At 70.2% G+C, this 20662-nt stretch carries 24 protein-coding genes and 4 tRNA genes; 13 read left to right on the top strand and 15 right to left on the bottom strand.

Features of this window, described 5'->3' with window-relative positions:
* Window positions 1-122: 122 nt before the first annotated feature.
* Genes D4739_RS06420 through D4739_RS06410 form a run of 3 tightly spaced genes read left to right on the top strand, consistent with a single transcriptional unit; the run spans window position 123 to window position 3494 of the window.
* A complete protein-coding gene (locus D4739_RS06420) occupies window positions 123-1280 on the top strand; it encodes an ROK family transcriptional regulator (protein WP_120059793.1) in 1158 nt (385 codons plus the stop codon).
* A 41-nt stretch (window positions 1281-1321) separates the two neighbouring features.
* Complete coding sequence (locus D4739_RS06415; protein WP_120059792.1) at window positions 1322-2488, top strand: nucleotide sugar dehydrogenase; 1167 nt, start codon at window positions 1322-1324, stop codon at window positions 2486-2488.
* Window positions 2489-2513: 25 nt separating this feature from the next.
* Window positions 2514-3494 (top strand): enoyl-CoA hydratase/isomerase family protein, encoded by a 981-nt coding sequence (locus tag D4739_RS06410; protein WP_120059791.1) that lies wholly within the window; start codon window positions 2514-2516, stop codon window positions 3492-3494.
* Between the two features lie 3 nt (window positions 3495-3497).
* On the opposite strand, the gene D4739_RS06405 is transcribed toward D4739_RS06410, so the two are convergent.
* Window positions 3498-3956 carry a MarR family winged helix-turn-helix transcriptional regulator gene (locus tag D4739_RS06405; RefSeq protein WP_120059790.1) on the bottom strand — a complete coding sequence of 153 codons (459 nt, stop codon included), beginning with the start codon at window positions 3954-3956 and terminating at the stop codon, window positions 3498-3500.
* 60 nt (window positions 3957-4016) lie between these two features.
* Between D4739_RS06405 and D4739_RS06400 the strand changes: the two genes are divergently transcribed.
* Window positions 4017-4433: an organic hydroperoxide resistance protein gene (locus D4739_RS06400; RefSeq protein ID WP_120059789.1), complete on the top strand. Its 417-nt coding sequence runs from the start codon at window positions 4017-4019 to the stop codon at window positions 4431-4433.
* Window positions 4434-4472: 39 nt separating this feature from the next.
* Here the strand turns inward: D4739_RS06400 and D4739_RS06395 are convergent, their stop codons facing one another.
* From D4739_RS06395 to D4739_RS06390, 4 genes are all read right to left on the bottom strand, one after another.
* Window positions 4473-4937 (bottom strand): HNH endonuclease, encoded by a 465-nt coding sequence (locus D4739_RS06395; RefSeq protein WP_120061760.1) that lies wholly within the window; start codon window positions 4935-4937, stop codon window positions 4473-4475.
* Between the two features lie 51 nt (window positions 4938-4988).
* Window positions 4989-5062: transfer RNA gene (locus tag D4739_RS16840), tRNA-His, on the bottom strand.
* Between the two features lie 91 nt (window positions 5063-5153).
* Window positions 5154-5330, bottom strand: coding sequence for a hypothetical protein (locus D4739_RS16835; protein WP_182920330.1), 177 nt, complete (start codon window positions 5328-5330; stop codon window positions 5154-5156).
* A gap of 169 nt (window positions 5331-5499) precedes the next feature.
* Window positions 5500-5572, bottom strand: a tRNA-Arg gene (locus D4739_RS06390).
* Window positions 5573-5681: 109 nt separating this feature from the next.
* Here D4739_RS06390 and D4739_RS06385 point away from each other — a divergent pair.
* The gene (locus D4739_RS06385; RefSeq protein WP_120059788.1) at window positions 5682-6665 is read left to right on the top strand and encodes a TrmB family transcriptional regulator; all 984 of its coding nucleotides are present in this window, start codon (window positions 5682-5684) and stop codon (window positions 6663-6665) included.
* Window positions 6666-6823: 158 nt separating this feature from the next.
* Here the strand turns inward: D4739_RS06385 and D4739_RS17330 are convergent, their stop codons facing one another.
* The 3 genes from D4739_RS17330 to D4739_RS06375 all read right to left on the bottom strand — a co-directional run bounded on the left by D4739_RS17330 (window position 6824) and on the right by D4739_RS06375 (window position 7773).
* Window positions 6824-6946, bottom strand: a complete 123-nt coding sequence (locus D4739_RS17330) for a hypothetical protein (protein WP_274380475.1) — start codon at window positions 6944-6946, stop codon at window positions 6824-6826.
* A gap of 200 nt (window positions 6947-7146) precedes the next feature.
* Window positions 7147-7240: transfer RNA gene (locus D4739_RS06380), tRNA-Ser, on the bottom strand.
* An 89-nt stretch (window positions 7241-7329) separates the two neighbouring features.
* Window positions 7330-7773, bottom strand: coding sequence for a hypothetical protein (locus D4739_RS06375; RefSeq protein ID WP_238473544.1), 444 nt, complete (start codon window positions 7771-7773; stop codon window positions 7330-7332).
* Between the two features lie 88 nt (window positions 7774-7861).
* Between D4739_RS06375 and D4739_RS06370 the strand changes: the two genes are divergently transcribed.
* Both D4739_RS06370 and D4739_RS06365 read left to right on the top strand, forming a co-directional pair.
* Complete coding sequence (locus D4739_RS06370; protein WP_120059787.1) at window positions 7862-8236, top strand: hypothetical protein; 375 nt, start codon at window positions 7862-7864, stop codon at window positions 8234-8236.
* A gap of 46 nt (window positions 8237-8282) precedes the next feature.
* A tRNA-Ser gene (locus tag D4739_RS06365) sits at window positions 8283-8367 on the top strand.
* 10 nt (window positions 8368-8377) lie between these two features.
* Here the strand turns inward: D4739_RS06365 and D4739_RS06360 are convergent.
* Both D4739_RS06360 and D4739_RS06355 read right to left on the bottom strand, forming a co-directional pair.
* Window positions 8378-9370, bottom strand: coding sequence for a hypothetical protein (locus D4739_RS06360; RefSeq protein WP_120059786.1), 993 nt, complete (start codon window positions 9368-9370; stop codon window positions 8378-8380).
* A gap of 34 nt (window positions 9371-9404) precedes the next feature.
* Window positions 9405-10190 carry a nitrilase-related carbon-nitrogen hydrolase gene (locus D4739_RS06355; RefSeq protein WP_120059785.1) on the bottom strand — a complete coding sequence of 262 codons (786 nt, stop codon included), beginning with the start codon at window positions 10188-10190 and terminating at the stop codon, window positions 9405-9407.
* Window positions 10191-10215: 25 nt separating this feature from the next.
* Here D4739_RS06355 and mobA point away from each other — a divergent pair, with 25 nt between their 5' ends.
* The 4 genes from mobA to D4739_RS06335 are packed head-to-tail and all read left to right on the top strand — an operon-like array spanning window position 10216 to window position 12757.
* Complete coding sequence (gene mobA / locus D4739_RS06350) at window positions 10216-10791, top strand: molybdenum cofactor guanylyltransferase (protein ID WP_238473543.1); 576 nt, start codon at window positions 10216-10218, stop codon at window positions 10789-10791.
* A 48-nt stretch (window positions 10792-10839) separates the two neighbouring features.
* Window positions 10840-11172 carry a DUF6457 domain-containing protein gene (locus D4739_RS06345; protein ID WP_120059783.1) on the top strand — a complete coding sequence of 111 codons (333 nt, stop codon included), beginning with the start codon at window positions 10840-10842 and terminating at the stop codon, window positions 11170-11172.
* Between the two features lie 24 nt (window positions 11173-11196).
* The gene (locus D4739_RS06340; protein ID WP_120059782.1) at window positions 11197-12165 is read left to right on the top strand and encodes an NAD(P)H-quinone oxidoreductase; all 969 of its coding nucleotides are present in this window, start codon (window positions 11197-11199) and stop codon (window positions 12163-12165) included.
* Window positions 12166-12205: 40 nt separating this feature from the next.
* Window positions 12206-12757 carry a bacterial proteasome activator family protein gene (locus tag D4739_RS06335; protein ID WP_120059781.1) on the top strand — a complete coding sequence of 184 codons (552 nt, stop codon included), beginning with the start codon at window positions 12206-12208 and terminating at the stop codon, window positions 12755-12757.
* 19 nt (window positions 12758-12776) lie between these two features.
* On the opposite strand, the gene D4739_RS06330 is transcribed toward D4739_RS06335, so the two are convergent.
* The 3 genes from D4739_RS06330 to D4739_RS06320 form a co-directional block, all read right to left on the bottom strand.
* Window positions 12777-13373 (bottom strand): hypothetical protein, encoded by a 597-nt coding sequence (locus tag D4739_RS06330; protein WP_147384832.1) that lies wholly within the window; start codon window positions 13371-13373, stop codon window positions 12777-12779.
* Window positions 13370-13969 (bottom strand): hypothetical protein, encoded by a 600-nt coding sequence (locus D4739_RS06325; protein WP_120059779.1) that lies wholly within the window; start codon window positions 13967-13969, stop codon window positions 13370-13372. The genes D4739_RS06330 and D4739_RS06325 overlap by 4 nt, the downstream gene beginning before the upstream one ends.
* A gap of 68 nt (window positions 13970-14037) precedes the next feature.
* Window positions 14038-14844 (bottom strand): HAD family hydrolase, encoded by an 807-nt coding sequence (locus D4739_RS06320; protein WP_120059778.1) that lies wholly within the window; start codon window positions 14842-14844, stop codon window positions 14038-14040.
* 99 nt (window positions 14845-14943) lie between these two features.
* Between D4739_RS06320 and D4739_RS06315 the strand changes: the two genes are divergently transcribed.
* Together D4739_RS06315 and D4739_RS06310 are read left to right on the top strand one after the other, a co-directional pair.
* A complete protein-coding gene (locus D4739_RS06315) occupies window positions 14944-16617 on the top strand; it encodes a sulfatase family protein (RefSeq protein ID WP_147384830.1) in 1674 nt (557 codons plus the stop codon).
* Between the two features lie 98 nt (window positions 16618-16715).
* Entirely contained in the window at window positions 16716-18395 is a 1680-nt protein-coding gene (locus D4739_RS06310) for a sulfatase family protein (protein WP_120059776.1), read from the top strand.
* Between the two features lie 54 nt (window positions 18396-18449).
* Here the strand turns inward: D4739_RS06310 and D4739_RS06305 are convergent, their stop codons facing one another.
* Both D4739_RS06305 and serS read right to left on the bottom strand, forming a co-directional pair.
* Window positions 18450-19277: an HAD family hydrolase gene (locus D4739_RS06305; protein ID WP_338016261.1), complete on the bottom strand. Its 828-nt coding sequence runs from the start codon at window positions 19275-19277 to the stop codon at window positions 18450-18452.
* 87 nt (window positions 19278-19364) lie between these two features.
* Window positions 19365-20633: a serine--tRNA ligase gene (gene serS, locus D4739_RS06300; protein WP_120061758.1), complete on the bottom strand. Its 1269-nt coding sequence runs from the start codon at window positions 20631-20633 to the stop codon at window positions 19365-19367.
* Window positions 20634-20662: the final 29 nt, after the last annotated feature.

The raw sequence follows: 20662 nt of genomic DNA, 5'->3' as shown, positions 1-20662 counted from the left end.
TTCGAGTGTCGGACGTCACACCATTGTCGTCAAGAGTTGAACACAACAATTCGATATCGGGCGTTCGAGATCCCTTTGTGTTTGTTCTTGACTACTAGCACCCGCTGGTCGAGAGTGCTGCCATGCCGTCGACGTCCGCCCCCGGGTCAACCGCTTCGCTGCGGCCGGCCAACCAGCGACGCGTCGTCGCGCTGCTTCGGGCACGTCCCTCGGACGACCTCACCCAGGCCGAGATCGCCCGGAGGACCGGGCTCGCCGGGGCGACGGTCTCCAACATCGTCCGCGAGCTGTCCGCAGCCGGGCTCGTCGAGACCGACCCGGGCAGCGGCCGCCGAGGCACCGTCGTGCGCCTGGCCCGCGCCGCTGGGCTGGTGGCGGGCATCGACTTCGGCCACACCCACGTCGCCGTCGCCGTCGCCGACCTCTCCGGTCGCATCCTGGGCGAGGCACGCGCGCCGTCCTCCCCCGATCACGCGTACGCCGACGGCCTGGCGCAGGCGACCACCCTGCTGGAGCAGGCCTCGGCGGAGGCTGCCGCGAGCCCCGGCGAGATCCGCGCGATCGGGCTGGGCCTGCCCGCTCCCGTCAGCGACGACCTCGTGCGCTCCTCGGCGATCCTGCCCGGTTGGGTCGGGGTCAACGCCCGCCGCGTCGCCAGCGAGCACTTCGGCCTGCCGGTGCTCATCGAGAACGACGCGAACCTCGGCGTGCTCGCCGAGCACCAGGTCGGCGCCGCCCGCGGCCACCACTCCGCGTTCTACGTGAAGGTCTCCTCCGGCGTCGGTGGCGGCGTGATCATCAACGACCAGCTCTTTCGGGGAGCGGACGGCACCGCGGGCGAGATCGGACACCTGACCCTCGACGAGGAGGGTCCGCTGTGCCGCTGCGGGAGCCGCGGCTGCCTCGAGGCGTATGCATCCACCGGATCCGCACTCGGGCTGGTCTCCGCCCAGCTCCCCGGCGCAACGCTGGCGGAGGTCATCGCCGCGGCAGAGGAAGGCAATGTGTCCGCGCGGAGACTCTTCGAGGATGCCGGCCTCCACCTGGGCTGGGGCATGGCTGCCATCGTCAACCTGCTCAATCCGGCCGTGGTGGTCGTCGGCGGCGACATGGCCCGCGCCGGTGAGCTCCTGCTCGCGCCCACACGGATCGGCCTTCGCCGGCACGCGCTGGCCGACGTCGCCGGCACCCCGGTGGTTGCGGCAGCGCTGGGCGACCGCGCCTCGCTGCTCGGCGCGGTGATGCTGGCCGCGGACGACGTCGACATCCTTTCGGACTGACCGGAAACCATGCGTTCACCTGCAGTCGATACCGTCACCCCATGAAGATCGCCATTGCCGGCACTGGTTACGTGGGTCTGTCCAACGCCGTCCTGCTCGCACAGCACCACGATGTGGTCGCCGTCGACATCGACCAGGCCAAGGTCGACCTCGTCAACCAGAAGAAGTCACCGATCGAGGACGTCGAGCTCGAGGACTACCTCGCGAACAAGCCGCTGAGCCTGAGCGCGACGACCGACCGGGCCGCGGCGTACACCGACGCGGAGTTCGTCATCATCGCGACCCCGACCGACTACGACCCGAAGTCCAACTACTTCAACACGTCGACCGTCGAGTCCGTCATCCGCGACGTCCTCGCCGTGAACGCGGACGCGACGATGGTCATCAAGTCGACGATCCCCGTCGGTTTCACCGGCCGCATGCGCGAGCAGCACCCCGGCACGAAGATCATCTTCTCCCCCGAGTTCCTCCGCGAGGGCCGGGCGCTCTTCGACAACCTGAACCCGAGCCGCATCATCGTGGGGTCGGACACCCCCGAGGGCCGCCGGTTCGCCGACCTGCTGGTCGAGGGTGCGGTCAAGACCGACGTCCCGGTGCTGTTCACCGGCTCCACCGAGGCTGAGGCGATCAAGCTCTTCGCCAACACCTACCTCGCGCTGCGCGTGGCGTACTTCAACGAGCTCGACACCTACGCCGCGGTCCACGGCCTCGACACCTCGCAGATCATCGAGGGCGTCGGCCTCGACCCGCGCATCGGGTCGCACTACAACAACCCGTCCTTCGGCTACGGCGGCTACTGCCTACCCAAGGACACCAAGCAGCTGCAGGCCAACTACGAGGCCGTGCCGCAGAACCTGATCAGCGCGATCGTGTCGTCGAACACGACGCGCAAGGACTTCATCGCCGAGGACATCCTGCGTCGCAACCCGACCACGGTCGGCATCTACCGCCTGATCATGAAGGCCGGCTCCGACAACTTCCGCATGTCCTCGATCCAGGGCGTGATGAAGCGGCTCAAGGCCAAGGGCGTCGAGATCGTGATCTACGAGCCGGCACTGACCGACCCCGAGTTCTTCCGCTCCGAGGTGATCAGCGACCTCGACGAGTTCAAGAAGCGCGCCGACGTGATCATCGCCAACCGGCGCACCGATGTGCTCGACGACGTCCCGGACAAGGTCTACACGCGCGACATCTACGGCCGGGACTGACCGCCGGTCCTGCCATCCTGACCTGATGACCACCCCTTCCGCCGACGTCCGCATCACCCGGACCGGCCGCGTCGGCCGGATCGTGCTGACCCGGGACCACGCCCTCAACGCCCTCACGCTCGACATGGTCGAGACGATCAGGGCAGCGCTGGACGGTTGGGCTGGCCAGGACCTGCGCGCCGTGACGATCGAGTCGACCTCGGAGCGGGCGTTCTGCGCGGGCGGCGACATCCGGCAGGTGCGTCAGGACGTGCTCGACGGCAACCCGGATGCAGCGCATCGCTTCTTCTCCACCGAGTACGCCGTGAACCTGCTGCTCGGCTCGTACCCCGTCCCGGTGGTGGCGCTGATCGACGGGATCTGCATGGGCGGCGGGCTCGGGCTCAGCGTCCACGGCGCGTTCCACGTGGTCACGGAGAATGCCGTCTTCGCGATGCCGGAGACGCAGATCGGGTTCTTCCCCGACGTCGGCGGCTCCCACTTCCTGCCGCGTCTCCCCGGCGAAGTCGGCCGCTACCTGGCGCTCACCGGAGCACGCTTCGGCGCGGCGGACGCGATGGCGATCGGCATGGCGACGCACAGCTGCGAGCGCGAGGTGCTGGGCACGATCCCTGATCTGCTCGCGGAGCACGACGCGCCCATCGACTCGCTGCTGCGCGAGCTCGCACCGGCCGACCTCGGCCCCAGCCCGATCGCCGAGCACCGGGATGCCATCGCCCACTGCTTCGCGCCGTCAGCGCTCGACGGTCCCGACGGGATCCGAGAGCGGCTGCGCCAAGTCGGGGGTGGCTGGGCTGAGGAGGCGCTCGCGATGCTGGACAACGCCTCCCCCGCCAGCCTGGCCGTGACCCTCGACCTGCTCGCACGCGGACGGGAGCTCTCGCTTGCCGACTGCCTGGACATGGAGCTCGCGGCCGCCGATCGGGTGATCACCAGCCCCGACTTCATCGAGGGCGTCCGCGCCGCGCTGGTCGACAAGGACCGCCAGCCCCGCTGGACGAGCTGAGGCTCAGTCGAGCCCGACGCTCGCGTCGAGGTTCGCCATCAGGGCCGTGAGGCGATCGCGGAGATCGCGTGCCTCGGCCTCGCTGACGCCCATCGCGGCGAACAGCCGCGTCGGCACGTCAGCGACCTTGGCCTGGAGAGCGGCCCCGTCGGGCGTGGTCTGGACCAGCACGCGCCGTTCGTCGTGCGCGTCGCGCGACCGGTCGACGTACCCCATCGCCTCGAGGCGCTTGAGCAGCGGCGTCAGCGTGCCCGAGTCGAGCCGGAGCTCCGCGCCGAGCTCGCTGACCGCGAGCGGTGCCTCAGCTCCCCAGAGAACGAGGAGCACGAGGTACTGCGGATAGGTCAGGCCGAGGTCGCCGAGCAGCGCGTTGTACTGCTTCGTCACCGCGCGCGTGGTGGCGTACAGCGGGAAGCAGAGCTGCCGGTCGAGCTGCAGCTGCGGGTACGACGAAGTGGCCACGCAGGAAGCCTACATCTGTCCCTCTTGCGTCATTCCATTGTGCACAATACAGTTGTGCACATGACATCTCTCTACACTGCCTCTGCCGTTGCCACCGGAGACGGCCGCAACGGCCACGTCCAGTCCACCGACGGGCTGCTCGACGCCGACGTCCGCATGCCGAAGGAGCTCGGCGGCCCCGGCGGTGCCACCAACCCGGAGCAGCTCTTCGCCGCGGGCTACGCCGCCTGCTTCCACTCCGCGCTGAAGCTGGTCGCCGGCCAGCTCGGTGGCGACACCACCGACTCCGAAGTGGTCGCCGACGTGAGCCTCCACGCCAACGCTGGCGGCGGTTTCGGCCTCGCCGTCGCCCTCGAGGTCACCCTGCCGGCGATGGATCACGAGGCAGCGCTGGTCCTCGTCAAGGCCGCCCACGAGGTGTGCCCGTACTCCAACGCCACCCGCGGCAACATCGAGGTCGAGCTGTCCGTCGCCTGAGATCCGCCGGGCCGAGGCGACGGACAGCAATCCGGCGGGTCAGGCCAGCGCAGCCAGCTGCGCCCGTGTCGGGACACGGGGCTGGATGCGCAGCGCCATCCCGGCCTCCCGGGGAGTGCGGTTGCCCTTCTTGCCGTTGCACGGTTGGCACGCCGCGACGCAGTTCAGCCACGACCACTCGCCGCCACGCGAACGCGGAAGGATGTGGTCGATGGTCGTCGCCTTCGCGGAGCAGTAGGCGCACCGGTGCCCGTCCCGGATGAACACTCCACCCCGGTGCCACGGCGCCGGACGGTAGAGCCACTTCGGGCTGATGTAGCGCAGCAGCCGGATGACGCGCGGCCAGGGCCAGGGACCCGCCATACGGCCCTCGACGGACTCCTCGATCGCTGCAACCTTGCGGGCAACCATCCGCACCGCCTGCTTGAACGACACCTTGCCCATGGGCTCGTAGGAGGCGTTCAGCAGCATGACGCTGCCGTGGAACGCGGCGGCTTCAGTCATCGCTGACACCTCCTTCCTCTCCATCATGCTCTCCTGTGCTGATTAACCTGAGGTGACCGACGGGAGTCGAACCCGCTAAACACCTGAGCCACAGTCAGGCGGCGCACCGTTTTTCCTTCGGCCACGTGGTCCGCGCAGCAAAAGGGCCGCTCCTGCGAGACGTCTGCCTCGGCTGGAGCGGCCCTTCCCGTGTGTGGGTCCGGGTGCATGGTGCACCTAGATCACGGGCAGCTCCAGGGAGTCCGACGGCCGCACCAGGTGGCGCTCGGTCGACTCGGTGCCGAGGACGGCGATCGCGGCGGCCTGCTCGCAGCCAGAGCCGGCGAAGGCAGCACGCGTCGCACGATCCGCGAAACCGCGGGGCGTGGTGCTGAGGCTGCAGGACCTGGGCACGTCGCTGTCCTTCCTCGGTCGCAGAACCCCCAGTTGGGGCCCGCGCACCTCCAACGCTAAGGGGAGGGGGTCGACCCGGCCAGCGATTTGCCGGCGCCCGGGTCATCGCAGCGTGGGGCGGCGAGAAATGCGAAACGGCCCGGTCAGAAGACCGGGCCGTTTTCGTCTGTGCGCCTGTAGGGATTCGAACCCCAAACCTTCTGATCCGTAGTCAGATGCTCTATCCGTTGAGCTACAGGCGCCCATCTCGCGGCGTTCACCGCGAGGACTGGAAGAGAATAGCCGAAGCGCGAGCCAGACCTGAAATCGGCTGTCTGGCATGATCACCGCGACGGGGAGGGAAGGGGCGTCATGGGGAACGTGGGTCCAGAACAACTGCAGCTCCTGGAGTCGACGGCTGGCCAGTTGTTCGCCGAGATCGCCGTGCGTGGGGGCGTCGCAGCGGACGACCCGCTGGTCACGAAGGCCGCCGCGGAAACGACGCTGCTGCAGCGTCTCGGGCTGCTCCGCGAGCACTCGCCGGGACAGTACGTCGTCGTCGACCCGCAGATGGTCCAGAGCGCCACTGTCGCTCCGATGGGCCAGCGCGCATCACAGCTGATCGCCGAGACCAGCTCGTGGGCCAACGCGTTCACCGAGCTGGCGCAGACCTACCGGCGCTCCCCGGCCACCGAGAAGGGGCCGATCAGCGAGCTCCACGGCGACCAGATCGACCGGTTCCTCGAGGAGTTGCTGGCCGACGCCCGCGAGGAGCTGCTCACGGCGCAGCCGCAGCTCGGGCGGAATGCAGTCGCCCTCAAGGCGGCCACGGCGCGCGACACCGCTGCGCTGCAGCGCGGCGTACAGATGCGGACGATCTACCAGCACGCCGCGCGACGAGCCCGCTTCCAGCGGCAGTACGTCGCGAAGGTGACCGCGATCGGTGCCGAGGTGCGCACGCTCGACGAGTTCTTCAACCGGCTGATCGTCGTCGACCGGCGCGTGGCCCTGATCCCGGCGGCCGGCGGACACCGCGGCGCGCTCGTCATCCGTGACCCCAACCTGGTCGCCTACCTGGTCGACATGTTCGAGCGGAACTGGGACCGCGGCCGGCCGTTCACGCTCGCGCACACCGATCCCGTCTCCGAGATCGCGAAGGAGCAGCGGGCCATGGCCTCGCGCATGCTCATCGAGGGCCACCCGGACACGGCGAGCGCCAAGCGGATGGGTGTCAGCGACCGGACGTACGCGGCGTACCTGGCCGATCTGAAGATCGCCTACGAGGCGCAGACGCGCTTCCAGCTCGGCTACCGCATGGGCCTCGAAGCGGCGCGTCGCGATGCCGAGGGTGACTGAACCACGCCCGCCCCGAAATGCAACGCGAGGACAGCAACGACGGGCTGCTGTCCTCGCGTTCTGAGACGAACCTGGGGGGATTGGTCTAGGGACCGAACAGTGGGGGTGGCTGGTCCTCGTCTCAGATCAGTGGTGGCGCCTCCGTGAGGCGCCGGGGCTCACGGCCAGCCGGTGTCGGCAGCCGGGTGCGTGGTGGGCGCGTCGAAGGATGCCGCCGCGCCCACAGACAGGGCCAGGACGGTCATCGCCGTGGCGATGCCACGAAGGATCTTGGACTTCACGGTGGGTCTCCCTAAGTTTGCCGCCCGAGCCTGGCAACGGCTGCTTCCTCGAATCCCAATTCTGCCGGTCTGTGCAGCCAGACAGCCACTGATCTGATTTGCAGAAACATGCATTGCATAGACCTGCAGAATTGCCCATTTCGTCCAGACGGCCGAACGACGAAGGCCCCCGTCGCATTGCGACGGGGGCCTTCGGACACTGGCGGAGGCGGAGGGATTTGAACCCTCGATGGAGTTTTAGCTCCAAACCCGCTTAGCAGGCGGGCGCCATAGACCGGACTAGGCGACGCCTCCAGTGGTGCGCGGCACAGGTTACCGAACCCGACCCCGGAGCGTGGAATCGGTCCGCAACCCGACGATCGGCCGACTGATCCACGAGGGGATCAGCGCGACGTGCCGCCGCGGCCCAGGTGGGTCCGGAGCTCGCGCACGAACTCCTCGCGGTCGCCCGCCATCACCTCGACCGGGATGGTCGTCGAGCGCCCGTCCTTGAGCCGGAGTACGACGCAGGGCGAGCCGGCGACCTCGGTCGTGACCGCGTCCGCGACATCCGACCAGCGGGCCTGCTTCACCCCGGCACCGCGCACGAACCGCACGCGATAGCCATCGGCGCTCAGCCGGACGACGTACGCCCCGCGGCTCACCATGGCCCCGGAGACGAAGACGAGCACGATGATCACGAGCGCCATCACCACGATCAGGTCAGGGGACACGCGCAGGGTCGCAACGAGCACCGTGACGAGCACCAGCAGCAACCCCCCGATCATCAGGGCAAGACCGAAGAGGCGAGCGGTGAACTGCGGGGCGAGGCGATAGTCGGTCTGCACCCCCTGATTCTGCCAAGACCGTCCACGGGCGCGTGGGGGGTCTTGTCCCACGAACGTGTTCCACGTCACACTCAGGTCGGAGGTGGGGATGAACGATTCGTTGCAGGCAGCGATGGCCGGACTGGCCGTGGCCCTCGATGCGCCCCGACCGCAGGGTGCCCAGCTGGGCGTCTGGCGGTTCACGGTGCGTCAACGACTGGGCACCGTCCGCGACGGCCTGGCCGCCGAGCACCCCCAGGCACGAGCGGGCTGGGCGGTCGCGCGCGAGCGTGCGGTCCTCCGCGAGCGCCAGCGTCTGCTGACCCGTCTGGCGATCATCTCGCCGCGCATCCTCGATGCGCCCGAGCCCGAGGGCATCCGCACCGAGATCAAGCGGCTGCTCCACGACATCGACCGCCACCGCCAGCGCATGCAGGACGTCACCTGGGACGAGGCCGAGGTGGACTTCGGCGGATCCGAGTAGCGCTCTAGACTCGGCACCGTCTTCGCAGGTTCGCCCGCGAAGGCGTGGAGAGGTGCCGGAGTGGCCTATCGGAACCGCCTTGAAAGCGGTCGTAGGGAGACCTACCGCGGGTTCGAATCCCGCCCTCTCTGCCGAGAAGTGTCACAGGAGCGGCTGCAGGCGCGACGGCTCGGGCCGCACGGCGCCCAGCTGCTCTTCCTGACGCGCGCGGGAGCCACGGGAGCCGGAGAGCGCGAGGTCCAGCCGGATCAGCGCGTAGCCGACGGCCAGTCCCAGCACGAGTGAGTACGCCGTGATGAGGGCCGCCTCGAGCCAGCCCGTGCCCGGGTTGACCAGCGTGCCGGCAACCGACGCGGTCGCCGCGCAGCCGAAGACGCAGACCCACCAGCCTTGACGGCGCCGGGCGCGCATGTGGCAGCCCCAGAGCAGGGCCGGGATCCCGACGAGCACCTGCATCGGCCGCGGAACCGCCCCGATGGTGTCGCGGACCCACCGCACGGCGTCGAAGACCAGGTCGACCATGTGGGTCGAGCCGTAGCGGCGCAGCATCTCGGCGTACGCGATGGAGACGGCGAGGGCGGCAGAGCCGGCCAGCACCACGAGTACGCCGCGACGGCCGAGGCCGTGCCAGCCTGCCCCGAGCCGGAAGACCAGCCCGAAGCCGAGCGCGAACGCCACGAGCAGCGCGGCGTAGTCGAACCGCTCGACCTGCACCTCCGCGCGGAACCCCACCGCAGCGACGGCGCCCAGCGCCGAGATCGCAATGGCGATCAGCACCTCGCGCACGGCAACCGCAGCACGGACCGCGGGCACGGTGATCATCACCGCGAGGACCGCAGTCACGCTGGCCGTCATGACAGCAGCGCCGACGCGTGCGTCGCCGAAGGGCTCCTTATGTGGTCCCAGCACCGCCAGGAGCCCGACCGCGAGCGCGAGCAGGCCGAAGACAACGGGCCGGCCACCGGTGCGCAGCGACAGCGCGATCGTGTACGCCGTGGCGACGCCGACCGCTCCGGCCTGGTCCAGCCAGCCCGGCCCCACGCGGCCGATCGCCAGTCCCAGCAGGGTGGCCGAGATCAGCAGCGAGCCGCCCAGGGCCCAGAACAGCGGCATCGGGTAGGGCGAGGGCTTCACGTCCGGAAGGTTAGCCGCCGCGGGTGACGACACCTCAGTGGACGCGATTGGTGAGGGACGGGTTCGTGGCGCGGGCCTCGATCAACGTGCTCCGCTCGAGGACCGCGCTCAGCTCGGTCCGGTCGGCACCCGCTTCCGCGACGACGGTGCCGTTTGGGTCCACGACCATCGAGTGGCCGGTGTAGCGCGGCGCGGGCTGGCCGACCGCCACGACCCAGGAGACGTTCTCGATGGCACGGGCACGGACCAGCGTGCGCCAGTGGTCGACCTTGCGCGCGTGCTCCTCAGGCGTGCGGCCCGGCACCCACGCGGCAGGAACGACGAGGGCTTCGGCACCCGCTGTGACCAGATCGCGCGCCAGCTCGGGAAAGCGCAGGTCGTAACAGGTGAGCAGGCCGACCTGCCAGCCGCCGATCTCGACGACGGTCGGCTTCCAGGGACCCGCCGTGAGCCGGTCGGACTCGCGGTAGCCGAAGGAGTCGTAGAGGTGCACCTTCCGGTATGCCGCGTGGCAGCTGCCGCGCACCAACAGCGTGTTGTGCGGTCGCTCCGGATCACCCGAGCTCTCGAACATCCCCGCGACGACGGCTCCGCCCGTGCGACCGGCGAGCGCGGTCAACGCGATGTCGAACGCGCCGCCCTGCTCCTCGGCGTACGGACCGAGGGGGTCGGTGACCGGGCCGAAGTCGCGGGCGAAGGCCTCGGGCAGCACGACGAGGTCAGCGCTCCCGTGGAAGCCGCCCAGCGCGTCCCGGTTGGCGGCGGGCTCGAGCGCGGCCGGCCACTGGAGCGCGGTGACGGTGAGCTGCTCGGCAGGCATGGACCCAGACTGCCAGACTGGTCAGGTGAGCAACCGTCCAGCGACCGCCCTCGGAGCCGTCATCCTGTCCGGCGGCACGGCCGTGCGGCTTGCCGGCGCCGACAAGGCGTCGATCGAGATCCACGGCCGGACCCTGCTGGAGTACGCACTCGATGCCGTCATGGACGCCGGCGAGGTCGTGGTCGTCGGCGAGTGGGTGCCGACCAACCGGCCGGTCACGTTCACGCGCGAGGACCCGCCGCTGGGCGGGCCCGCTGCTGGTGTCCTCGCCGGGCTCGACGCGTTCATCGCTCCGCCCCGGCAGCTCGTCGTACTCGCCGTCGACATGCCCCGGGTCACCCTCGACACGATCGCCCGGCTCCGCGACGCGGCCCACCTCCGCGACGGCGCGGTGCTGGTCGACGGCAGCGGCCGGCGCAGCCTTGCCTACGTCCTCGACACCGAGGTCGTGGCGGCCAGGCGTCCGGCGTACGGCGACGAGTTCGGCATGTCGATGCGCACGCTGCTCGGCGACATGGACCTCGCCGCGGTCCCGGCCGTGGAGGGCGAGACCCGCGACGTCGACACCTTCGCGGACCTGCGCGACCTCCGCGAGTCCTGACCCGCATACCCCTTGCCATCGGGCGCGACCGGGACCAATGTGGGATGCGTGAACCTGCACGACTGGATCGACGAACTCTGCGACGTCCTCGACGTCGAGGTGGAAGTGGACGAAGCGCTCGTGCTCGACCTCGCCCGGATCTCCTCACACCAGGTGACGAAGGTGGCCGCGCCGATCACGACCTTCCTGCTCGGGTACGCCGCGGGCGCATCCGACGCGGACGAGGTCACCGTCGAACAGCTCGCCGCCCGCGCGACCCTGCTGGCGGAGAGCTGGGAGCGGCCGGCCGGCGCACCCGACCCCGAGGAGGTCGCGGTCGAGGTCGAGGTGCCGGACGACAGCATGGTCGACCACTCCGCCGACACCCTCGAGGACGCCTGAACCCTCCCGGCTAGCCTGCGTGGCATGCGTGCCGTCGAAGCCATCGAGCCCGGAGGACCTGAGGTCCTCGAGATCCGCGAGCTGCCCGATCCGGTGGCCGGACCCGGCGAGGTGCTGATGCGCGTTGCCGCCACCGCGGTCAACCGGGCGGACGTCCTGCAGCGGATGGGCTTCTACCCGCCCCCGCGCGGTGCCTCCGCCATCATCGGCCTCGAGTGCAGCGGCACGGTGGCCGCGCTCGGAGAAGGCGTCACGGGGTGGCAGGTCGGCGACGAGGTCTGCGCGCTGCTCGCGGGTGGCGGCTACGCGTCGTACGTCGTGGTGCCTGCAGGCCAGCTCATGCCCATCCCTTCCGGCGTCGGGCTCGTGGAGGCCGCGGCGCTGCCCGAGGTCGCGTGCACGGTGTGGTCCAACGTCTTCATGCTGGCTGGCCTCGAAGCGGGTGAGCGGTTCCTGGTGCACGGCGGCGCCGGCGGCATCGGCACCTTCGCCATCCAGATCGCCAGCGCGCTCGGCGCGGAGGTGTACGCCACCGCCGGATCGCCCGAGAAGCTCGCGCTGTGCGCACAGCTGGGCGCTGACGTGACCATCAACTACCGCGACGAGGACTTCGTCGCCGTCCTGAAGGAGCGCCGCGGGGCCGACGTCATCCTGGACAACATGGGCGCGAAGTACCTCAGCCGCAACGTCGATGCGCTCGCCACCGAGGGCCGGCTGGTGATCATCGGCATGCAGGGCGGCGTCAAGGGCGAGCTCGACATCGCCCGGCTGCTCGGCAAGCGCGGGTCGGTGCACGCCACGTCCCTGCGCTCACGACCCACCGAGGACAAGGCGCTGATCTGTGCCGACGTCGTCGAGAACGTCTGGCCGCTCGTCGCGGACGGACAGGTCGTGCCGATCATCCACGCCGTGCTCCCGCTCGAGCAGGCAGCGGAGGCGCACCGCCTGATCGACTCGGGCGAGCACACCGGCAAGATCCTGCTCACCCTCTGACGGCTGACCGGACTGGGCCCGCCTGACTAGGGTGGGCGCCATGAGCGAGCAGGCATCCGGACAGGCACCGGACGAGCAGGTCATCATCCTCGGCAACGCGTCGGATGATGACGAGGGCGGCAACATCACCGACCTGGTGGAGCAGCCGGCGAAGGTCATGCGCATCGGCAGCATGATCCGGCAGCTGCTCGAAGAGGTGAAGTCCGCGCCCCTCGACGAGGCCAGCCGTGCGCGCCTCGCCGGCATCCTCGAGACCTCGATCAAGGAGCTCAAGACCGGACTGGCTCCCGAGCTCGACGAGGAGCTGGACCGGCTGATCGAGCCCTTCGAGAGCGGCACCCCGACCGAGGCCGAGCTGCGCATCGCCCAGGCCCAGCTGGTGGGCTGGCTCGAAGGACTCTTCCACGGCATCCAGACCGCGATCTACGCACAGCAGATGGCCGCTCGCGCCCAGCTCGAGCAGATGCGCCGCGCGCTGCCGCCGGGCCTCCACCCGGGCGAGGGTCATCACGGCGCTCCGCACGGCTCGCACGAGGGGCCCCAGCAGCCGGAGCCCGGGCCGCCCGGCGGCTCAGGCGGGATGTATCTCTAGCCGGCCACCGGCGGGGCGGTCAGGCGCGGCGACGGCGGGTGAGGACCACACCGGCGACGGCGGCCGCCACCAATGCCAGGATCCCCGCCCCGACGGCCAGCGCGAGCTCGCCGTCGCTGTCCGAGGCTTTGCTCCCGGTCGCCGCGTCCTTGTCACCCGGCACCCCTGCCGCAGGATCGGTCGCCTGGGAGGCCGGCTGACCGGCACCAAGCACCGCGGTGACCTCGTCCACGAGGTCGGCGGTCAGCAGCGTCGTGCCGCCGCAGGAGCTCATGTGCAGCCCGTCGCCGGAACCGGTCGCGAAGAAGACCGCCTCGGTGGACTCGGGGAGGTCGACGCCGCAGGCGCTGGCCTGCGCGCTGGTGCCGATCTCCACGTCAGCCGAGGGCAGGGTGCCCTTGAAGACCCGGTCCGCGCGGACGGAGTACGTCGCGAGCTGGCGGTCGCGGTCGATGGAGGCCACCTGACCGGTGAGGACGACGTCCGCCTGTGCGATGTGCTCGGCCGTGTCCGCGGCAACGCAGGAACAGGCAAAGGCGGGACCGGTGCCCAGGAGCACGAGCGTGCTGAGCAGGACGCCCAGGACGCCGACGAGACCGGCCACCCGGCGGATCATGGGCGTGCGTTCACCGACGAGGCGGCCTTCGGGCCACCCAGGGCGCGGGCGAGCAGCAGGATCAGCAGCCCGCCGGCCACGAGGACTGCTCCCGGGAATGCCAGCTGCCAGTAGCCGTAGGGTCGGGAGTCATCGACCCGCGTGAGGTCGACGTCGGCGGGGACCGGCGCAGCCGCAGCGCTGGGGGCCTTGCCACTCCCGAGCGTGTCGGCGACCGTGGCGGCGACCTCGGCGCTCAGCTTCTGCGAACCCCAGTCACCCCGGACGACCGGGGTCGAGGCGGCACCCTGGCTGACCAGGAGCCAGGACTGCCCGACCTGGGGGGCGAGGGCGCACGGGCGTTCGGCAGTGGGTCCCTGCACCGTGATCGTCTTCGGAGCACGGCCCTGGTAGACCCGCAGGACCGTGACGGAGTAGACCTGCCGATTGGCCAGTGCCTCGATCGCGGTGACCTTGCCGGTGACCACGAGACTCGCGGCGCGAAGGTCAGCCGGGAGCGGTCCCGCAGCACAGGCGGCCGCGGAGGCCGGCGCGCTCAGGACGGCAGGCACGACCAGGAACCCGAGCGCGAGCAGGGCGAGCAGCAGGCGCCGCATCGGACTCCTCCTCCGGTGTTGGATCTGTGTGTGTCGGGTCCACCATCCCACGCAGGGCGGTGACGGCGTCAGACCGGCAGGTCGAAGAGGCCGGCGAGCGTGACCGCGACACCGTCCTCGTCGTTCGGCGGTGCGAGCGCGCTCGCGATGCGCCGGACGCTCGGGTGCGCGTTGGTCATCGCGTAGTCGCGTCCGGCCCACAGCAGCATGTCGATGTCGTTGGGCATGTCGCCGAAGGCGATGACATCGGCCTGCGCGACGCCGAGCTCGCTGGCCAGCCGGGCCAGCGTGCTGGCCTTCGTGACGCCAGCGCCGCTCATCTCCACGAGGGCACCGACCGACGACCAGGTGGTGGTGACGAGCGAGCCGACGTTCTCCTCGACGAGGTGCCAGAACGCCTCGGGCGCAAGCTCGTGGTGGTGGGCGAGCAGCTTCACGACCGAGCCGTCGACGATCTCCTCGAGCGAACCGGTGTGGATGTCGAGGGGCGCACCGGCGCGGGGACGGAAGGTGTCCTCGATCGCGAACCCGCCGGTCTTCTCGAGCGCGAACGTCGTGCCCGGGATCGCCTTGCGCAGGATCCGGCCGACCTGGACGCACACGTCCGGGTCGATGGTCAGCGCGTTGCGGACCTCGTGGCGCGCGACGTCGTACACGATGCCGCCGTTGGAGCAGATCGCGAGCCCGTGACCGCCCACCGCGTCCCACAGCGAGTCCATCCAGCGGATCGGGCGACCGGTCACGAAGACGACGGGTACGCCGTGCGCATCGAGGGCCTCGAGGACGCTGCGGGTGTACGCCGTGACGGTGCCGTCGGTGTGCAGCAGGGTGCCATCGAGGTCCGTCGCGACGAGTGCGGATCCCGGGTTCGGCATGAGGTCGAACCTAGTGCCCCAGCCCACCCCGGGAATACCGGAATTCCGCCACGGGAGACCCCCACGGCGTGAAACGCTCTCGCGGTCAAGGGGGAGTGCGTGAACAGCAGGGGAAGTCGGCTCCAGCGAGCAGCCGCACTGGTCTGTGCCCTGCCGTTGCTCGCGGCGTGCGGCGCTCCGGAGGTCGCGATCGCGCCGGAGCCAGCGGCGCGGCCGGCGCCCGGCGAGGTCACCGTTCCACCCGTCGAGCGCGCGGGGCAGCCGAACGTGCTCATGGTCATGACCGATGACATGAGGTACGACGAGCTCCGCTACCTCCCTCACGTCCGCGAGTTCATCGCGGACCGCGGCACCGACTTCACCAACTCCTTCGCGCCGACGCCGCTCTGCTGCCCGAACCGTGCCTCGTTCCTGACCGGCGAGTTCCCGCACAACCACGGCGTCTGGTGGCACGAAGAACCGTGGGGCTACGGCTCCTTCGACGACAGCCGCACCCTCGCCGGTGCCCTGCAGCACGCCGGCTACTCCACCGGATACGTCGGGAAGTACCTGAACCGCTACGGCATAGCAGCTCCGAAGGCAGCGCCCGGCGCCGCGCCGTCGACGTACGTTCCGGCGGGCTGGGACGAGTGGCGCGCGACGCCGGACGCCGTGCCGGTGCCGAGCTGGGACCCGCTGGCCGGCAGCACCTACGACTACTTCGACACCACCGTGAACGTGAACGGCACCCTCGAGCCGCACCAGGGGGAGTACAGCTCGCAGGTCCTGGTGAACGAGGGCATCGACGTGCTCGACCGGTTCGCGGGAGGCACCGAGCCCTGGTTCCTCCAGATCAACTCGCTGGCGCCGCACCACGGTGCGCCCTTTGAGCCGGACGACCCGTTCCTGGAGACCCCGGCGCGGCCGGACTGGGTGAAGGACCGCTTCGACGCCGAGATCCCGCGCGCGCCGGGCATCCCGCCCAACGGGGTGAGCCCCGAAGCCGACGTGTCGGACAAGGCCGAGATCACGTCGCGGCACCGTGATCCGGGCCCCGGAGCCCAGCACGCGGTCCGGGAGACCGCCCGGCAGCGGGCCGAGTCGCTCTTCGCCCTCGACCGGCACCTGGCCCGGCTCTTCCGCGAGCTCAAGGCCTCCGGCGAGTACGACGACACGGTCGTCGTCTTCACCTCCGACAACGGCTACCTGCTCGGCGAGCACCGCTGGGTCAGCGGCAAGGTGATCGGCTTCGAACCGTCCTACCGCGTGCCTTTGCTGATCGCCGGACCCGGCGTGCCGGCCGGTGAACGGGTCGATCCGGTGACCACGGTGGACCTGACGGCATCGATCCTCGACTGGGCGGACGCACGCCTGCGCAAGGCTGACGGCATCTCGTTCGTCGACGACCTCGAGGGATCGTCCGGCTGGACCCGAGCGATCGGCTACGAGTCCTACCTGCCCAGCATCGCGAACCTGCACGACGTCCGCGGCTTCGACGGGCCGCAGACCGCCATCGGCATCCGCACGGCGCAGTACTTCTACGTGAAGTACAGCAGCGGCGAGGTGGAGCTCTTCGATCTCGAGCGCGATCCGCTCGAGATGGAGTCACGCGCCGACGACCCCGCCTACGCCGACGTACGCCGTGACCTCAACGCCGCCTGGCGGAAGTTCCATGACTGTGCGGGAGCGCACTGCGACATCGCCCTGCCGCCCTCCCTCAGCGCGGATGAAGACCGGGCCACCGAGCTCCGGAACCGCCTGCAGACGAGCACCCGCGAGTTCTACGGCGACTGACGCTGTGGGCAGCGACACGCTGCCCTGATTCGCGTCACCGCATCGTCATAGTCTAGTTTCTTACTCGACATACATTTGATGACTCGGGAGGGGACGCAATGAAGCGGACCTCAAAGCTGCTGGCCGGCCTGGCGGCCCTCGTGGTCGCCGTGCCCGCAGCGGGCGCGTTGAACCAGGAGACCCAGGCCCGGCCGGCCGCCACGCAGCAGCTCAGCGCGGTCGCCGCGGGACTGGCAGGACAGTCCGCCGCGAGCGGGACGAAGCCGAACGTACTGCTGGTGATGACCGACGACATGCGGCACGACGACGTGAAGTACATGCCGCACGTTCGCCAGTTCATCCAGTCGCGCGGCACGGACTTCCGCAACATGTTCGCCCCCACTCCCCTCTGCTGCCCCAACCGCACGTCGTACCTGACCGGGAAGTACGCCCACAACCACAAGGTGTGGTGGCACGACGCCCCGTGGGGCTACGGCTCGTTCGATGACCGCCGCTCGCTCGCCACGGCGCTGCAGTCGGCCGGTTACCAGACCGGGTACGTCGGCAAGTACCTCAACGGCTACGGCCGGATGCGCCCGAAGGCAGCGCCCAACCACAACCCGGCGACCTTCGTGCCGGACGGCTGGACGGACTGGCGGGCGACTCCGGACTCGACCGGGTCGCTGCCCGAGTCGGACCCGCGCGCCGGCAGCACCTACCGCTACTTCGACACGACCGTGAACAACAACGGCCGGCTCGAGGGCCACCAGGGCGTCTACAACTCCAAGGTGCTGGCCAACGAGGGCATCAAGGTGCTCGACAGGTTCACCCGCAGCAGCAAGCCCTGGTATCTCCAGATCAACTCGCTGGCACCGCACCACGGTGGACCGGTCGAGCGCGACGACCCGTACCTCGTGACGCCGGCCCGCCCCAACTGGGTCAAGGGCAAGTTCAACTCCGTGATCACACGCGGCCCGGGCGTGCCGGCCAGCGGCCAGCCGGAGCCCGACATCTCCGACAAGGCGCGGATCACCCGCCTGCGCCCGAAGCTCGGCGACCGCGAACGGCGCGCGATCCGCGCCGAGGCGCGCCAGCGGGCCGAGACCCTCTACGTCCTGGACCTCCAGCTGGCGCGGGTCTTCGCGAAGCTCAAGGCGAGCGGACAGCTCTCGAGGACCGTCGTGGCGTTCACCTCCGACAACGGCTACATGGAGGGCGAGCACCGGTGGCAGAGCGGCAAGGTGATCGGTTTCGAGCCGGCGTACCGCGTGCCGCTGCTGATCGCAGGTCCCGGCATCCCTGCTGGTGCCTCGCAAGTCTCCCCCGTGACCACGGTCGACCTCTCCGCGACGGTGCTCGACTGGGCGGGCGCGCAGCTGGCCGGCGCGGACGGCCGCTCGTTCCTCCCCGACATCGGCGCGAAGGAGGGCTGGACGCGGGCCGTCGGCTACGAGTCCTTCATCCCGAGCATCCGCAACGACCACGACCGGCCCGGGTTCACGCGCGGTCCGCGGAGCGCGATCGGCATCCGCACGGCGGGGTACTTCTACGTTCGCTACAGCAACGGCGAGAGCGAGCTCTTCGACCTCCACCGCGACCCGAACCAGCTGCGCTCGGTCGCCCGGGACCCGGCGTACACCGACGCGCGGCGCGCGCTCGACCAGGCCTGGAACGCATTCCAGGCCTGCGCCGGGGCGTCGTGCCAGGTCACCCTCGACCGGTCGCTGCAGACCGACTTCGCGACCACGAGGGGGCTGCGGACGACCATGGCCACCGCAACGGCCCGCTACTACGGCTGAGCCCTCACCCCGGCACGCGGCGTGTCGTGCGGCCGGGGTGACCCGGGCGGCCGGTCAGAACCAGCGGGCCAGCTCGACGGCGACGCCGTCCTGCTCGACGGTGGCCGTGACGTCGTCGGCGACGGCCCTGACCTCGTCGATCGCCTGCCCCATCGCTACGCCGCGAGCCACCCAGCGCAGCATCTCGAGGTCGTTGCGCCCGTCGCCGATCGCGAGCGCGTCGTGCGCCCCGACGCCCAGGTCGGCCGCGACGCGGGCCAGGCCTGAGGCCTTGGAGACGCCGATCGGGGACAGGTCCATCCAGGCGGTCCAGCCGACGACGTAGTCGGTGCCGTGCAGGCCCAGGCGGCGGCCGAGGGCCACGAAGTCCTCAGGCGTCGCTGACGGGTCGCGGATGATCACGCGGCTGACCGGCTCCCCGACGAGCTCGTCGACGGTCGTCACCGTCATCTCTCCGCTCAGCTCGCCGATCGGGAACTCGCCGGTCACGCGGTAGCCGATGCCGCGTTCCTCGACGGCAACGAGCGCCGTCGGGTGCTCGGCGAGCACCTCACGCACGGCCTCGGAGGCATCGAAGGTCTCCTCGAAGACCACCTCGGCCGGCGGGTAGCGGAAAACCACCGCGCCGTTGGAGGCCACGCCCCACAACCGCTCACCGCGGTGCAGGCCGAGGAGGTCGATCACCCGGGTCATGCCGTGCATCGATCGCCCGGAGGCGAGCACGACGTGCGCGCCAGCGTCCATCGCGCGGTGAACCGCTTCGCGGACAGCCGGGGAGATCTCCTCGAGCGTCTGCCCGGACCCCTCGATCCACTGGAGCAGGGTGCCGTCAATGTCGAGCACGACCAGCTTCGGCCGCCAGCCCTCGTCCACCCGATCCACAGTCACGACACTAGCGACCCCGGCAACCGGGATAGTCCCCAACCTGCGGACTGTTGTTCGCCCGCCAAACAGTCCTCCTGTCGGGGACTATCCGATGGGGGTGAGCACCTCGAGGCCACCCATCCACGGGACGAGCGCCTGGGGCACACGGACCGAGCCGTCGGCCTGCTGGTGCGTCTCGAGGATCGCCACGATGGCGCGGGTGACTGCGGTGAGCGTGCCGTTGAGCGTCGCCACCGGCCGCGTGCCCTTGTCGGTGCGCTCGCGGATGTTCAGTCGACGGCTCTGGAACTCGGTGCAGTTGGAGGTCGAGGTGAGCTCGCGGTACTTGCCCTGGGTCGGGATCCACGCCTCGCAGTCGAACTTCCGCACCGCGGACGACCCGAGGTCACCCGCCGCGATGTCGACCACCTGGTAGGCCAGCTCGAGCTTGTCGAGGAAGGCCTTCTCCCACTCGAGCAGACGCTGGTGCTCGGCCGGCGCCTCCTCGATCGAGGTGTAGACGAACATCTCGACCTTCTCGAACTGGTGGACCCGGATGATGCCCTTGGTGTCCTTGCCTGCCGAGCCGGCTTCCTTGCGGAAGCAGGACGAGAACGCCGCGTAGCGCAGCGGCAGCTTGGCCGCGTCGAGGATCTCCTCGGAGTGGTACGCCGCCATCGGGACCTCGGAGGTCCCGACGAGGTAGAGGTCATCGACCTTGTAGACGCCCTCGTCGACCTGGTCGAGGAAGCCGGTGCCGGCCATGGCCTCGGCGCGCACGAGTGCCGGTGCGATGACCTGGGTGAAGCCGGCCAGCCGGGCCTGCTCGAGCGCCAGGTTGATCAGCGCGAACTCCAGCTGCGCGCCGACACCGGTCAGGAAGTAGAACCGCGAACCGGAGACCTTGGCGCCACGGTCGAGGTCGATCGCACCGAGCAGCTTGCCGAGCTCGACGTGGTCGCGCGGCTCGAAGCCCTCGGCGGCGAAGTCGCGCGGCGTGCCGATGGTCTCGATGACGACGGAGTCGTCCTCGCCGCCGGCCGGGGTCGCCTCGTCGGTGACGTTGGGGATCGCCTTGAGCGCCTGCTCCCAGGCGGCCTCGGCCTCGCGGTTGGCCTCCTCGAGCGCCTTGACCTCGGCGGCGACCTCCTTGGTGCGCGCGAGGATCGCGGGACGGTCCTCGGCCGACGCCTTCGCGACCTGGGCGCCCATCTGCTTCTGCTCGGCCCGCTTGGCCTCGAACTCGACGATCGCAGCGCGCCGGCGGGCGTCGGCCACGAGCGCGAGGTCGACCACGGCGGAGTCGAGTCCACGCTTGGCCTGCGAGGCGCGGACACGGTCGGGTTCGTCGCGGAGGATGCGCGGGTCAATCATGGACACAGGCTATAGGCGCGTGCGGGCCC

Origin of the sequence: Nocardioides cavernaquae, assembly GCF_003600895.1 — a bacterium.
Classification (GTDB): Bacteria; Actinomycetota; Actinomycetes; order Propionibacteriales; family Nocardioidaceae; genus Nocardioides; species Nocardioides cavernaquae.
This window is presented reverse-complemented; position numbering and strand designations above follow the sequence as displayed.